Source organism: Cupriavidus sp. CP313 (genome assembly GCF_054072015.1).
In genome coordinates this window covers 32,270-45,529 of sequence record NZ_JBSVZB010000016.1, presented here as the reverse complement: position 1 = coordinate 45,529, position 13,260 = coordinate 32,270, and the positions used below count along the sequence as shown (strand labels likewise).

At 66.5% G+C, this 13,260-nt stretch carries 12 protein-coding genes; 3 read left to right on the top strand and 9 right to left on the bottom strand.

Annotation, left to right across the window (positions count from 1 at the left end):
* Nucleotides 1-199 precede the first annotated feature (199 nt).
* Genes ACW4E8_RS21260 through ACW4E8_RS21240 form a run of 5 tightly spaced genes read right to left on the bottom strand, consistent with a single transcriptional unit; the run spans nt 200 to nt 6,850 of the window.
* Entirely contained in the window at nt 200-1,681 is a 1,482-nt protein-coding gene (locus ACW4E8_RS21260; protein ID WP_456806349.1) for an NAD-dependent succinate-semialdehyde dehydrogenase, read from the bottom strand.
* Between the two features lie 25 nt (nt 1,682-1,706).
* Nucleotides 1,707-3,344 (bottom strand): ABC transporter ATP-binding protein, encoded by a 1,638-nt coding sequence (locus ACW4E8_RS21255; RefSeq protein ID WP_456806348.1) that lies wholly within the window; start codon nt 3,342-3,344, stop codon nt 1,707-1,709.
* On the bottom strand, nt 3,344-4,228 hold the full coding sequence (locus tag ACW4E8_RS21250) for an ABC transporter permease (protein ID WP_456806347.1): 885 nt from the start codon (nt 4,226-4,228) through the stop codon (nt 3,344-3,346). Before ACW4E8_RS21250 ends, ACW4E8_RS21255 begins: the two co-directional genes overlap by 1 nt.
* A 31-nt stretch (nt 4,229-4,259) precedes the next feature.
* Nucleotides 4,260-5,216, bottom strand: a complete 957-nt coding sequence (locus tag ACW4E8_RS21245; protein WP_456806346.1) for an ABC transporter permease — start codon at nt 5,214-5,216, stop codon at nt 4,260-4,262.
* 14 nt (nt 5,217-5,230) lie between these two features.
* The gene (locus tag ACW4E8_RS21240) at nt 5,231-6,850 is read right to left on the bottom strand and encodes an ABC transporter substrate-binding protein (RefSeq protein WP_456806345.1); all 1,620 of its coding nucleotides are present in this window, start codon (nt 6,848-6,850) and stop codon (nt 5,231-5,233) included.
* A 437-nt stretch (nt 6,851-7,287) separates the two neighbouring features.
* Between ACW4E8_RS21240 and ACW4E8_RS21235 the strand changes: the two genes are divergently transcribed.
* From ACW4E8_RS21235 to ACW4E8_RS21225, 3 genes are all read left to right on the top strand, one after another.
* Nucleotides 7,288-8,109: a GNAT family N-acetyltransferase gene (locus ACW4E8_RS21235; RefSeq protein ID WP_456806344.1), complete on the top strand. Its 822-nt coding sequence runs from the start codon at nt 7,288-7,290 to the stop codon at nt 8,107-8,109.
* Between the two features lie 5 nt (nt 8,110-8,114).
* Nucleotides 8,115-9,053 (top strand): 2-hydroxyacid dehydrogenase, encoded by a 939-nt coding sequence (locus tag ACW4E8_RS21230; RefSeq protein ID WP_456806343.1) that lies wholly within the window; start codon nt 8,115-8,117, stop codon nt 9,051-9,053.
* Between the two features lie 91 nt (nt 9,054-9,144).
* Nucleotides 9,145-9,639 carry an Lrp/AsnC family transcriptional regulator gene (locus ACW4E8_RS21225; protein ID WP_456806342.1) on the top strand — a complete coding sequence of 165 codons (495 nt, stop codon included), beginning with the start codon at nt 9,145-9,147 and terminating at the stop codon, nt 9,637-9,639.
* On the opposite strand, the gene ACW4E8_RS21220 is transcribed toward ACW4E8_RS21225, so the two are convergent.
* The 4 genes from ACW4E8_RS21220 to ACW4E8_RS21205 all read right to left on the bottom strand — a co-directional run bounded on the left by ACW4E8_RS21220 (nt 9,603) and on the right by ACW4E8_RS21205 (nt 13,257).
* Nucleotides 9,603-10,058 (bottom strand): helix-turn-helix domain-containing protein, encoded by a 456-nt coding sequence (locus ACW4E8_RS21220; RefSeq protein WP_456806341.1) that lies wholly within the window; start codon nt 10,056-10,058, stop codon nt 9,603-9,605. The two genes, ACW4E8_RS21225 and ACW4E8_RS21220, sit on opposite strands and share 37 nt — an antisense overlap.
* 462 nt (nt 10,059-10,520) lie before the next feature.
* Nucleotides 10,521-11,834: an NAD(P)/FAD-dependent oxidoreductase gene (locus ACW4E8_RS21215; protein WP_456806340.1), complete on the bottom strand. Its 1,314-nt coding sequence runs from the start codon at nt 11,832-11,834 to the stop codon at nt 10,521-10,523.
* Nucleotides 11,831-12,589 carry an amino acid ABC transporter ATP-binding protein gene (locus ACW4E8_RS21210; RefSeq protein ID WP_456806339.1) on the bottom strand — a complete coding sequence of 253 codons (759 nt, stop codon included), beginning with the start codon at nt 12,587-12,589 and terminating at the stop codon, nt 11,831-11,833. Before ACW4E8_RS21210 ends, ACW4E8_RS21215 begins: the two co-directional genes overlap by 4 nt.
* Nucleotides 12,586-13,257 carry an amino acid ABC transporter permease gene (locus ACW4E8_RS21205; RefSeq protein WP_039013137.1) on the bottom strand — a complete coding sequence of 224 codons (672 nt, stop codon included), beginning with the start codon at nt 13,255-13,257 and terminating at the stop codon, nt 12,586-12,588. The genes ACW4E8_RS21210 and ACW4E8_RS21205 overlap by 4 nt, the downstream gene beginning before the upstream one ends.
* Between the last annotated feature and the right edge of the window lie 3 nt (nt 13,258-13,260).

The following is a 13,260-nucleotide window of genomic DNA, read 5'->3' as shown; positions in this document are numbered from 1 at the left end:
TCTTATCGCCAGCGCTTTCTGGCAATTACCGGACCAGTATAGGGACGAGGCTGGTCTCGCTTTGACCGATTTCGGGGCCTGGATCAGCAGCGAATTCTGTTGTGACGAGAGGAACAGCAGTTCCTTCGATGGGAGGGCAGGGGCTTCAAATGCAAAGCGGCCGGCTTGCGCCGGCCGCTCGAGAGGAAGATGGGAGAGTTCAGTCCAGCAGCCCCTGGCAGACGTACTTGATATGCATGTACTCGTCGAGCCCGTAGCGCGACCCTTCGCGTCCGTAGCCGGAGTCCTTCACGCCGCCAAAGGGCGCCGCTTCCGCGGCCAGCGCTCCCTCGTTGATACCGACAATGCCCGACTCAAGCGCATCGGCAAGGCGCCAGATCCGCCGCAAGTCATTCGAGTAGAAATACGCTGCCAGACCGAACGGGGTCGCATTTGCCGCCGCAACGACATCCGCCTCGGTACTGAAGCGCGTGACCGGCGCAACCGGCCCGAAGGTCTCCTCGCAGGAGCAGTCCATGGACGCATCCACATCGACCAGCACGGTGGGCGCATAGTAGTTCGGGCCCGGGCATTGCTCGTTGCGGATGCGCTCGCCGCCGACGACCACGCGGGCACCACGGCTGACCGCGTTCTTCACATGACGTTCGATCTTGTCGACCGCCCGCGCGTTGATCATCGGGCCGATCTGCGCAGCCGGGTTGGTAGCGGGCGCGACGACCAGCGCGCCGACGCGGGCGGCAAGCTTGTCGACGAAGGCGTCATGCACCTTGTCCTGGACATAGATGCGGTTCGGGCACACGCAGGTCTGCCCGCCGTTGCGGAACTTGGAGACCATCAGGCCATCGACGGCGGCGTCGAGGTCGGCATCATCGAACACGATAAAGGGGGCATTGCCGCCCAGTTCCAGCGACAGCTTCTTCAGCGTATCGGCGGAGCGGCGCGCCAGGTGCTTGCCCACCGGCGTCGAACCGGTAAAGGTGATCTTGCGCACCCGGGCATCGTCCAGCCATACGTCGACGACTTCGGCCGCGCGCTCGCGCGACGCGGTGACGATATTCAGCACGCCGGTCGGCACGCCGGCCTGTTCGGCGAGCCTGACCAGCGCCAGCGAGGTCAGCGGCGTATCCTCGGCAGGTTTGCACACTACCGTGCAACCGGCCGCCAGCGCCGGGGCGATCTTGCGCGCGATCATCGCGGCCGGGAAATTCCACGGCGTGATTGCCGCGATGACGCCAACCGGCTCGCGCAGTGCCAGCATGCGCCGGCCGGGGACCGGCGCGGCGATCACGTCGCCATCGGTGCGGGTGGCTTCTTCGGCAAACCATTCGACATAGCTGGCGGCATACAGTACCTCGCCCTTGCCTTCCGCCAATGGCTTGCCCTGCTCGCGCGAGATCAGGCGGCCAAGGTCTTCCACATGGCTGACGATCAGGTCGTTCCAGCGCTTGATGATCTGCGCGCGCTGCTTTGCAGGGGTCTTGCGCCAGCCCGGGAATGCCGTGTGAGCGACGTCGACGGCACGGCGTGCGTCGGCCGCGGTGCTGTCCGGCACGGTCGCGAAGACCTCGTCGGTGGCGGGGTCAGCCACGGACAGCGTGCGATCGTCGGTGGAGCCGCACCATTCGCCGCCGATAAAGTTGCGGCCGGGAAGCAAGGTCTGGTTCTGGAGGGACAAAGGCATGAACAAACTCTCCTTGAGAATGGGGTCAGGCGGCGGCGGCCACTGCGCCGTCGATATGCAGATCGACTTCGTCGATCCAGCCGCGGCGCAGCTCGGGAACCGAGCGCGCCAGCAGCGCGTAGTAGGGGTGGTGCGGTCCGCGGTCGTAGTCCTCGTGCGCGACCTGGGTCAGCTTGCGGCCATGCTGCATCACCACGATCTCGTCGCAGATCGAGCGCACGGTGTGCAGGTCGTGGCTGATAAAGAGATACGAGACGCCCAGCTCCTTGCGCAGCTCGGCCATCAGGTCAAGGATGGCCGCGCCGACCACGGTGTCCAGCGCCGAGGTGATCTCGTCGCAGAGGATCAGCTCCGGATCGGCCGCAAGGGCCCGGGCCAGGTTCACGCGCTGCTTCTGCCCGCCGGACAGGCCGCCAGGCGTGCGCTGCGCCACGCCGGCCGGCAGCCGCACGAGATCGAGCAACTGGCGAATCCGAGCCCGTTGCGCTTCGCCGCGCAGGCCGTGGAAGAACTGCAGCGGCCGCGCCAGGATCTCCTCGACGGTGCGCGCGGGATTGAGCGCGGTATCGGCCATCTGGAACACGATCTGGATGCGCCGCAGTTCATCGCGGCTGCGCTCGGCCACCGTCGGTTTCAGCGGACGGCCGTTGAAGGCGATGCTGCCGTGGCACGGCGCCACCAGGCCAGCGATTGCCCGCGCCAGCGTGGTCTTGCCCGAACCCGACTCGCCGATGACGCCGATCGCCTGGCCCCGGTACAGCTTCAGGCCCACGCCCTCCAGGATCTTCGAGGCCGGCTGCCCGTGCGCATCGACCGCACCGTAGCCGGCGGAAACTTCGCGGACTTCGAGCAGCAGGGGGCTCTTGTCCGGGTCCACTGGCGCGCCCGGACGCTCGGTCGGCCGCGCCGCGGCCAGCAGGCAGCGCGTGTAGTCGTCGGCGGGCTGGTACAGGATCTGGTCGGTCTCGCCCAGCTCGCGCATCTTGCCGTCGCGCAGCACCAGGATGTGGTCCGCCACCTGGGCCACCACGGCCAGGTCGTGGCTGACATAGACGGCCGTAGTGCGGCGTTCCTGCACCGCGCGGCGGAACACGCGCAGCACTTCGACCTGCGTGGTGACGTCCAGTGCCGTGGTCGGCTCGTCCAGGATCACCAGGTCGGGATCGGTGATCAGGGCCATTGCCGCCATCAGGCGCTGTAGCTGTCCACCGGAGACCTGGTGGGGATAGCGCTCGCCGATGGCATCGGGATCGGGCAGCGCCAGTTCGCGGAACAGCGCGACCGCCTTCTTCTCGGCAGCTTTGCGATCCATGAGCCGGTGGATCAGCGCCGGTTCGACCACCTGGTCCATGATGGTGCGCGACGGGTTGAACGAGGCCGCCGCGCTCTGCGCGATATACGTGATCGTGCGTCCGCGCAGCCGGCGCTGTTCGCCCGGCGACAGCCCCAGCACGTCGGTGGTGCCGACCCGGATGTTGCCGGAGATCTCGCAACCGTGGCGCGCGAAGCCCATCAGCGCCAGCGCGGTCGTGGTCTTGCCCGAGCCGGACTCGCCGATCAGCGCCAGCACCTTGCCGGGTTCGATCTCGAAATCGACACCGTCTACCAACGTCGCCTGGCCTGCGGTGATGCGCAGATTGCTGACCTTTACGGACGTGCCCATTATTTGACTCCGGTACGTGCCGAGCGACCCGGCAGGTTGTCGATGACAAGGTTGACGGCGAGGGTCAGGCTGGCGATCGCCAGCGCCGGCGCCACCACCGCCATGCTGCCTTCGGACAGCGCGCCGATGTTCTCGCGCACCAGCGAACCCCAGTCGGCATCGGGGGGCTGGATGCCCAGGCCCAGGAAGCTGAGGCTGGCCAGCAGCAGCACGACGTAGACGAAGCGCAGCCCCAGGTCGGCCAGCATGGGCCCGAGGATGTTGGGCAGGATTTCCTGCCGCATGATGTAGGCGGTGCCTTCGCCGCGGGTGCGGGCGACGGTCACGTAATCCATCGCGTTGATGTTGACCGCCAGCGAGCGCGCGATGCGATATGCGCCCGGGATGTAGATGATCGCCGCCGTGAGCGCGAGCATCCACACCGACGAGCCGAACGCCGCGACCATGATCAGGGCGAACATCTTGCTGGGGATCGCCGTGAGCGTATCGAGGCCGCGGCTCAGGCCGGCATCGATCCAGCGGCCGCTGACGGTGGCCAGCAGTGCCAGCGTGATGCCGATGCCGCTGGCGCACAGGGTCGAGACCAGTGCCACGCAGACGGTGTAGCGCGCGCCGAGGATCACGCGCGTCAGCATGTCGCGTCCCAGGTAGTCGGTGCCGAGCCAGTGCGCGGCGCTGATCGGGCCGAAGATCTGGATCTCGCCCGTGGGCGTGCCGTCATGGCTGATCAGGATCGGGCCAACGATGGCCGCAATCAGCCAGCCGATGAGGATAAGACAGCCGATCCAGCCGGTCATGCCCAGTTTGGGCAGGCGCGGGCGGCGACCGCCTTGGTCGGGGGCACTCACGGCGGGGGTGGCGTGCGTGTTGGAGGTGGGGGACATGAGTTGCAGCTCCTGCATGGCGTTCAAGGCTTCAGCGGTGGCGCAGACGCGGATTGGCGACGATGCCGCACACATCGGCAAACGTGACGAGGATCAGGTACGCACAACAGAAGATCATGGCGCACACCTGGACCACGGGCATGTCGCGCTGGGCGACGCTGTCCACCATCAGCTTGGCGATCCCCGGGTAGTTGAAGATGGTCTCGATGATGATGACGCCGCCAAGCAGGTAAGACAGGCTCAGCGCCACGGCATTGGCAATCGGGCCGACGGCGTTGGGCAGCGCGTGGAACAGCACCATGCGGGTTGAGGATGCGCCCTTGAGCCGTACCATTTCGATGTAAGGCGCCTTGAGCTGGTCGATCACCGCCGCGCGGGTCATGCGCAGCATCTGCGCGACGATCACGCAGCACAGACTCAGCACCGGCATGGCCAGCGAACGCAGGATCTTGTCCCACGAATCGTCGTTGCCGATATAGGCGAGCGCCGGCAGCCAGCGCAGGTGGACCGCGAACAGCAATACCGCCAGCGTGGCGACCAGGAATTCCGGCACCGAGACCACCGCCACCGCGCCCAGGCTGACGCTGCGGTCAAACCATGTACCGCGGTAGACCGCCGCCAGGATGCCGAGGCCGAGCGCCACCGGCACCGAGATCAGCGCGGTCAGGCCGGCCAGCAGCAGCGAATGCCGCAGCCGGCTGCCGATGGCCTCCGACACCGGCATGCGGGTGACCAGGGACTCGCCGGCATTGCCGGTCACCATGCCGCCCAGCCAGTGCGCGTAGCGCACCGGCGCGGGGACATCGAGGCCCATCTGGGTACGCAGCGCGGCCAGGGCTTCCGGTGTGGCGTCCTGTCCGAGCTGTTCCTGCGCGGCATCGCCGGGCAATACCGCGGTGATGGCGAAGACGATGGCCGAGACCGCCAGCAATGAGATCAGCGCCAGACCGATGCGCCGCGCCAGCAGGCGCAAGATGAACAGGTTCATGGTGTCTCCTTGGATCAGGCCGCCAGCCAGACGTGCTCGGCGAACGAGTAGCCCATCAGGCCGCCCAGCGGGATCGCGGAAAGGCCTTTGACCCGCTTGTTGTAGCCGTCGATGGTGGCGATAAAGAGCGGTATGCCGATCCCTGCGTCCCGCCGGATCATGGTCTGCATGTCGGCGTACATCTGCTTGCGCTTGGCCAGGTCGGTCTCGGCGCGCGCGGCGAGCAGCAGCGCATCGAACTTCGGGTCCTTGTAGCGCGACTCGTTCCAGGCCGCGTCGGACTTGAAGAACTGGGTCAGCAGCGTGTCGGCACTGGCGCGCGGCAGGACCGTGCCGAAGCCGACCGGGTTGTTGAGCCAGTGATTGGACCAGTAGCCGTCGGCGGGCATCCGCTTGACGTCGATATTGATGCCTGCCTGCCGCGCCGATTGCTGCAGGATCAGGGCCATGTCGACCGAGTACTGCGCGGCGGGGGAGGCCACCACCGGGATGGCGGCACTGCCGATGTTGGCCTTCTTGAGATGGAACTTGGCTTTTTCCGGATCGAGCTTGGTCTGCGGCAGCCCGGCGAAGTAGAAGCGGTTGGTGGGATCGATCGGCTGGTCATTGCCCAGCACGGCATAGCCCAGCGCAATGCTCTTTTTCATCAGCTCCCGGTCGAGCAGCAGCTTCATGCCCTGGACAAAGTCGGGGTTGGTGCCCGGGCCGGTATCGCGGCGCATGATCAGGTCGGTGTACTGGCCGGATTGCGTCACGAACACATCGGTGGTGGGCGTGCCCTTGACACGCGCGACGGAGCGCGGGTTGATCGAGGCCACGATGTCGAGATCACCCGACAGCAATGCATTGACGCGCGCGCCCTCGTCGGCAATGCCGACAAACTCGATCTCGTCGAGGTAAGGCTTGCCTGGTTTCCAGTAGTTTTCGTTCCGTACCATCACCGAACGCACGCCAGGCTTGAATTCCTTGAGCTTGTAAGGACCTGTGCCGATGCCGGTGTTGAAGTCGGTGGTGCCGTTGCGCACGATATGGAAGTGGAACGTGCCGACAATGACGGGGAAGTCCGCGTTGGGGCCGTCCAGCACCACGGTCACTTCGTTCGGACCCGTGGCGCTCACGCTCTTGATCGGGTCCGCCAGCGTCTTCGCTTTCGAGGCGATGGCCGGGTCCTTGTGGCGCATCAGGGAAAAGACCACGTCCGCCGGCGTCAGCGGCTTGCCGTCGTGGAAGGTGACGTCCTTGCGCAGCTTGAAGACCCAGGTCACGGCATCCTGCGAGGCAAAGGACTCAGCCAGCGCCGGTTGCGGCACCAGCTTCGCATCCAGGCTTGTCAGGCCGTTGTAGAGCATGGTCCCGCGACAGTAGTCGGTCTTGTTGGACTGCTTGGACGGATCGAGCGTATCGCTGGGCGACGCGTTGTCGCTGCCCACACGGATGCGGCCGCCGCGGCGCGGCGTCTGCGCATGGGCCGAGACAGCCGCGCCCGCAAGGCTGCCGGCAAGGCCAAGCTGCATGCCGCCGGCGGCCAGGATCTTCAGGACGTCGCGCCGGCTGGCGCCATGGCGCAGGGCGCTCATGATCCTGGTGGATTCTGCGGGGCCAATGAGGCGCTCGAACGGCTTCTTGTCTGACATGGCAATAGCTCCTGGAAGGGGCCGGAGTTCGGGGGATTGCGAAAGCGGAAACTCACGACCATGCGGCGCGGGGCAAGCCCCTGGTCAGGCGGCACGGTCGCGCAACGTGTCATCTCCCTGACATTGAAGCATGTGCGACCGATGGCTTTGTGGGGTATTCCGCGCCATGACAGTAAAACCTGCGGTTTCACGTGGGCGGTTTGGCATTGCCTGCCATGCGCACAGCGGGCGTGCATGTGCACCGCAACATTCCCCGGGATTACCCTAGGCGTGGCACAGCGTCGGTGCATCCTCTGGTGCAGCAAATTTTTCCTATCCGGGCTTTGCCTGTTCATCGCATCATCAGGACTCTCTCTTCGTCCGGCGCTGGCCCTACCGCAATGAATTCCGCGCAGCCTCCCCTCCATGCAAGCGATGGACCGCCCGTCATCCGCCCGATGGCGCAGTCCGACCTGCCCGTCGCGCTTGCGCTTTCGGACGATGCACGCTGGCCGCATCGCCTCAGCGACTGGAAGACGCTGTTCCAGATGGGCGAGGGCCGCGTTGCCGAACTCGGCGGCGCGGTGGTCGGTGTCGGCATGCGCTGGCTGTGGGGCGAGCGCGACGCGTCGATCGGGCTGGTCATCGTTGCCCCGGCCTTCCGCGGGCGGGGGATTGGCAGCGTGTTGCTGGAGGCGCTATGTGCTGGCCTGGACGGTCGCACGGTGCTGCTTCACGCCACCGGGAAGCTGCATCGCTTCTATGCGCGCATGGGGTTCGAGCGCATCGGCGAGGTGCATCAATATGAGGGCAAAGCGTTGCTGGCGCCGTTGATGGCGCTGCCTGAAGACTGCCGCCTGCGTCCTGGCGGTCGCAATGACCTGCAGCTACTGGTCGGGATGGACAAAGGGGCCCACGGTGTTGAGCGCCTGCCGCTGATCCAGGCCTGGCTGCGCCAGTCGATCGGCACGGTGGTGCTGGATCACCCCGACGGGCCGCTCGGCTTCGCGATCCTGCGGCGCTTTGGCCGCGGCGCGGCGGTCGGCCCCGTGGTCGCGCCGTGCGCGATGGCGGCCAAGGCCATGATCGCGCACCTGGCCGGCCTGGTGACCGGGCGCGTGCTGCGGCTGGACGTTCACGTCGACAGCGAGCTCGAGGACTGGCTTGGCTGCCTCGGCCTGGCGCACGTCGCCGATGCGGCGGTGCTGGCCCGGGGAACTCCGGTCGCGCCGACGGCACCATTCCTCTCCTTTGCGCTGGCCGACAAGGCACTCGGATAATGACAATGCATCAAGAGACGACTTTCCTGTACAAGGCCGATCCCGTGCGCGGCCGGGACTGGGCCGAGGTCTTCGCGCGCGAGGCCCCTGGCATCGATTTCCGCATCTGGCCCGATATCGGCGATCCGGGACAGGTCCGGTACCTGGCGGCCTGGGAGCCTCCCGACCAGATCGCGCAACGGTTCCCGAACCTGCAGGTACTGTTTTCGACGGGGGCCGGCATCGACCAGTTCGACCTCGACGCGCTGCCTGCGCACGTGCCGCTGGTGCGCATGATCGAGCCCGGCATCGTCGACGGGATGGTGGAGTACGTCGTGTTCTCGGTGCTCGCCCTGCATCGCGACATGCCGGCGTACCAGCGGCAGCAGGCGCAGGAAGCGTGGCAGCCCCTGCAGGTGCGTCCGGCACACGAGCGCCGCGTTGGCGTGCTCGGCCTCGGCTCGCTCGGCCAGGCGGTGCTGGAGCACCTGCGGCTGTTCGGCTTCGACTGCGCCGGCTGGGCGAGGTCGCCGCGCCGCCTGGAAGGGGTGCAGTGCTATGGCGGCCCGGAGAGCCTGGATGCGTTCCTGGCGCGCACCGATATCCTGGTTTGCCTGCTGCCGCTGACGGACGAAACACGTGGAGTATTGAGCGCTCGCGTGTTTGGCGCGCTGCCGCGTGGGGCAGGGCTGGTGCATGTCGGGCGCGGGCAGCACCTGAACGATGCGGACCTGCTGGCCGCGCTGGATTCGGGGCAGCTCGGCGATGCCATTCTTGATGTCACGCATCCGGAGCCGCTACCTGCGGGACACCCCTTGTGGCGCCACCCCAGGGTCTGGCTCACGCCCCATATTGCCAGCATGACGCAGCCAGGCACGGCGGCCCGGGTCGTACTCGACAATCTGCGCCGCCTGCAGCGCGGCGAGCCGCTGATCGGGCTGGTGGATCGTGCGAAAGGGTACTGAAAGGATGCGGCCTCCCTTCCCGGGCGTGCCCCGATTGCCCTCGCCGAGCCGTGCGGGGACAATGTGTCAGTCATTCCAGTCTTGAAAGCCCATGTCCGCCCCCATCAAACTTGACCGACTCGACCTCCGCATCCTTGCCCAGCTGCAGAAGAACGGCCGCATGACCAACGTGGACCTCGCCGATGCCGTGGGTCTTTCCGCCAGCCCGTGCCTGATCCGCGTCAAGCGGCTGGAGCAGGCCGGCTATATCGGCGGGTACAGCGCCCAGATCCGGATGGACAAGCTGGGCGATATCCTGACGGTGTTCACGGAGATCACGCTGGAGGACCACCATCGCGAGGACTTTGTGCGCTTCGAGAAGGCAGTGTGCGCGGTGGACGAGATCGTCGAATGCCACCTTGTCAGCGGCGGCTATGACTACCTGCTCAAGTTCATCACCCGTGGGGTCAACCACTACCAGGAACTAATGGAAAGCCTGCTGGAGCGCAATATCGGGATCGAGAAGTACTTCAGTTTCATCGTGATCAAGTCGCCTTTCATCAAGACGCACTATCCCATCGAACGGCTGTTCCCATCGGCAACCTGAGCCCTGGGCTTTGGCAGGCTACGGCCGGCATTCCCGGGGGGCGGTGCGCTGGCCGTCTGGAACTGCCGTGGCGTCATGCCGCAGACGCTCTTCAGGCAGCGCGTGAAGTGGCTCTGGTCATAGAATCCGCACTCGTGCGCGGTCAGCGCCGGAGAGTGGCCCTGCCTGAGCAACCATTGCGCGCGCCGGATTCGCTTCAGGCTGATGTAGCGATGCGGCGTCATGCCCAGCGTCAGCCGGAACACGGTCACGAAGCGCCCGACGCTCAGCTGGACGAGGTCGGCCAGCAGCGGCAGCGGCAGCGGTTCGCCCAGGTGCTGGTGAATGTAGGCAAGCGCGGCGCCCAGGCGGGGATGGGCGTGGTCGTCCGCAGTGGGGCCGGCGGTGGGCGGCTCAGAGGATGCAACGGTCGTGCTCATGCTTTCGAGCATAAGTGCAACGTTGCCGTGCATCACGCTGATCTTGCCGCTCCAGTCCACATCGAATTGCGAACTGCTTTGTCCGGAACGCAGAATCTGCGGCAGTAAGCCCGCCCGGAGAACCGGTGCAGCGACAAGCGCCCTAACGCTGGGAAAAAGTGCCCGGTCACAGTTCCCAGCCGGCAGCGTGCTTTGGCCTTGGCAATCACATTCAGCACTGCCACGATCAGGCCACCTCGGGGTGCACGGCTGATGGTGTAAGGCAAGCCAATTAATCCATCGCTTTGAGATAGTGAGCCAGACCGATGGCAGGTAGCGCCGCACGATCATTCGCGCTAGGCAGCCGAAGATCAAGCGCCTTCCCGCCGAGCTGAGCGTATGGCCTTCCCGTACGCTCCCACGTTTCCGCAGTTCGAGCGCGATACAGCGGCCGGCCCGGGGCAGGGCGGACACGTCGCCTTGTCAGCCAAACTTGTCGAGCAAGCTGTACCACGCGACCCCCGCGGCAATATAGAAGCGCTGCAGGCCATGCAGCGGAATCGGTGCCAGAGGCGAAAGCGGGTAGGGAAATGGCTCACCATTTGACGTCAGCCTGGCGGCCAGATGCTTTCCGAAGCTCGTGCACAGCGCGATGCCCCGACCGTTGCAGCCCACCGCAATCGTCACGCCTGGGGCCGGTTCGTGGATATGCGGCATGAAGTCGCGGGTGACGGCGATGCGGCCTGCCCAGCGGTACTCAAATTCCAGCGGCCCTAGCTGTGGGAACAGCAGCGCCAGCGAGCGCTCCAGATGGGCAAAGTCCTGTGGGTGGCGCGGATCGGCGAAAAAACCGCGGCCTCCCATCAGCAGCCGTCCGGCGTGGTCCTTGCGGAAGTAAAGCAGCAGGCGTTGCGAGGTCGACGCCGTCTCGCCGCGTGCCAGGATGGCCTGGGCATTCTCGCCTTCGAGCGGGCGCGTGGCCACGATAAAACTGTTGGCGCTGAGCAGCGTCTGCTGCAGGCCGGGCCAGAGCGAACCGGTATAGCCGTTGGTGGCAATCACCACGCGGTCGGCAGTGACTGTCGCGCCCGTCGCAATGTTCGCCACCCACTTGGCACCTTGCCGCGCCAGCGCCGTGACGCCGCTGCTGCCATGGATGGCGGCTCCCGCTTGCTGCGCCGCCCGGACCAGTCCGCGCGCGTAGGCCAGCGGCTGGATGCCACCTGCGCGGCCATCGAGCCAGCCGCCTGCGAACGCCTGCGTCCCGACGCGCCGCGCCACTTGCGCCTGGTCAAGCATCTCGACGGGGGCGCCACGACGTTCCCACTGGCGCGCTCGAGCGTGCATGGCCGGCACAGCCCTGGGCGAATAGGAGAGCTGCAGCCAGCCGCTGCGCACCGGCTGGCAGTCAATGCCGTGGCGGGCGATCAGGTCGAACACCAGGTCGGCGGAGCGCGAAACGGCGTCGATCAGGGGTTCGGCGCGCTCGCCGCCAAGCATCCGGACCAGTTCGTCCGGATCGTGCTTCAGGGTGGGATTGACTTGCCCGCCGTTGCGCCCCGATGCGCCCCAGCCAGGCTCATTGGCTTCGACCACGCACACCTGGGCGCCGGCCTCGGCGAGGTGCAACGCCGTCGACAGGCCGGTGTAGCCGCCGCCGATCACGAGCACATCGACTGTTCTCGAGTCCTGCAACGGCGGCGTGGCGGGGGCGGGCGGGGCGGTGGCAGCCCACAGCGACGGCGGCAGCGGGGCGGGGCAGGCTGGCTGGCCCGGCGCGGACTGGGTGGGGATCATAGGGCGAGGTCTCCCGTTGCCTCGGCCGGCTTGTGCAGCACGCGGCGCAGGAAGTCCTGCGTGCGCGGCTGGCGGGGTGCGCCCAGTACCTGCGCCGCGGGGCCTTCTTCGACGATGGTGCCGCTGTGCAGGAAGCAGACGCGGTCGGCCACCTCCCGCGCAAAGCCCATCTCATGCGTGACCACGATCATGGTCATGCCTTCGCGCGCGAGGTCGCGCATGACCTCGAGCACGTCGCCGACCAGTTCGGGGTCGAGGGCCGAGGTCGGCTCATCGAACAACATGGCTTCGGGCTTCATCGCCAGTGCGCGGGCGATCGCCACGCGCTGCTGCTGGCCGCCGGAGAGTTGTGCCGGGTGCGCCTGTGCCTTTGCCGCCAGCCCGACCTTGTCGAGCAGGCTCATCGCATCGGCGCGCGCTTTGTCGCGGCTCTCGGCTCTCACATAGACCGGGCCTTCCATCACGTTCTCGAGCACCGTGCGATGCGGGAACAGGTTGAAGCGCTGGAACACCATGCCCATGCGGCTGCGCAGCCGATGGATGTCCTTGCTGTCGCGGTCTACGCGCTCCCCGAACGCGCGGATCTCGCCGCCGTCATAGGATTCCAACCCGTTGATGCAGCGCAGGACGGTGGATTTGCCTGAGCCGGATGGGCCGATCAGGCAGACCACCTCGCCTTTGCTGACATGCAGGCCCACGCCGCGCAGCACGTGGTGATCGCCGAAGTGCTTGTGCAGATTCTGGATGTCGATCATGGTTTCTTCCTTCCGGCACCGAAGCGCTGCTCCAGGCGGCGCAGGCCATAGACGAGCGGCAGGCTCATCAGCAGGTAGAGCAGGGCCACCAGCGTGTAGACCGTCATGTTCTGGAACGTCGACGAGGCGATCAACTGGCCCGCGCGCGTCATCTCCGCAACGGTGATGGTGGAAACGAGCGACGAGTCCTTGAGCATCATCACCAGCGTGTTGCCATAGGGCGGCAGCGCGATGCGGAAGGCCTGCGGCAGGATCACGCGGCGCATGATGAGCGGTCCGCGCATGCCCATGGCCTGCGCCGCCTCGCGCTGGCCGGGATCGACGGCCTCGATGCCGCCGCGGAAGTTCTCGGCCTGGTAGGCGGAGTAGGCGATGCCGAGCCCGATCACGCCCGCCTGGAAGGCGGTGAGGTGGATCCCCGCATCCGGCAGCACGAAGTAGATGTAGAAAAGCTGGACGATGATCGGCAGGCCGCGGATCACATTGATCGCCGCCGCCGCCCCGTTGGAAAGCACGCTGACGGGAGACAGCTTCATCAGCGCCAGCCCCAGCCCGATGACACTGCTGAGCAGGAACGACAGCACGGTCACCTGTACCGTGACCACCGCACCCTGAAGCAGGATGGGCAGGAACTCGCGTGCGTGGTTTAGGAACGTTGCGCCGTCCATGGC

Excerpts from the sequence above, each read along its gene's own strand:
- ACW4E8_RS21220 (WP_456806341.1), bottom strand. The coding sequence starts at position 10,058 with ATGAGCACGACCGTTGCATCCTCTGAGCCGCCCACCGCCGGCCCCACT.
- ACW4E8_RS21245 (WP_456806346.1), bottom strand. The coding sequence starts at position 5,216 with ATGAACCTGTTCATCTTGCGCCTGCTGGCGCGGCGCATCGGTCTGGCG.
- ACW4E8_RS21255 (WP_456806348.1), bottom strand. The coding sequence starts at position 3,344 with ATGGGCACGTCCGTAAAGGTCAGCAATCTGCGCATCACCGCAGGCCAG.
- ACW4E8_RS21250 (WP_456806347.1), bottom strand. The coding sequence starts at position 4,228 with ATGTCCCCCACCTCCAACACGCACGCCACCCCCGCCGTGAGTGCCCCC.
- ACW4E8_RS21235 (WP_456806344.1), top strand. The coding sequence starts at position 7,288 with ATGGCGCAGTCCGACCTGCCCGTCGCGCTTGCGCTTTCGGACGATGCA.
- ACW4E8_RS21210 (WP_456806339.1), bottom strand. The coding sequence starts at position 12,589 with ATGATCGACATCCAGAATCTGCACAAGCACTTCGGCGATCACCACGTG.
- ACW4E8_RS21240 (WP_456806345.1), bottom strand. The coding sequence starts at position 6,850 with ATGTCAGACAAGAAGCCGTTCGAGCGCCTCATTGGCCCCGCAGAATCC.
- ACW4E8_RS21230 (WP_456806343.1), top strand. The coding sequence starts at position 8,115 with ATGCATCAAGAGACGACTTTCCTGTACAAGGCCGATCCCGTGCGCGGC.
- ACW4E8_RS21225 (WP_456806342.1), top strand. The coding sequence starts at position 9,145 with ATGTCCGCCCCCATCAAACTTGACCGACTCGACCTCCGCATCCTTGCC.
- ACW4E8_RS21205 (WP_039013137.1), bottom strand. The coding sequence starts at position 13,257 with ATGGACGGCGCAACGTTCCTAAACCACGCACGCGAGTTCCTGCCCATC.
- ACW4E8_RS21260 (WP_456806349.1), bottom strand. The coding sequence starts at position 1,681 with ATGCCTTTGTCCCTCCAGAACCAGACCTTGCTTCCCGGCCGCAACTTT.
- ACW4E8_RS21215 (WP_456806340.1), bottom strand. The coding sequence starts at position 11,834 with ATGATCCCCACCCAGTCCGCGCCGGGCCAGCCAGCCTGCCCCGCCCCG.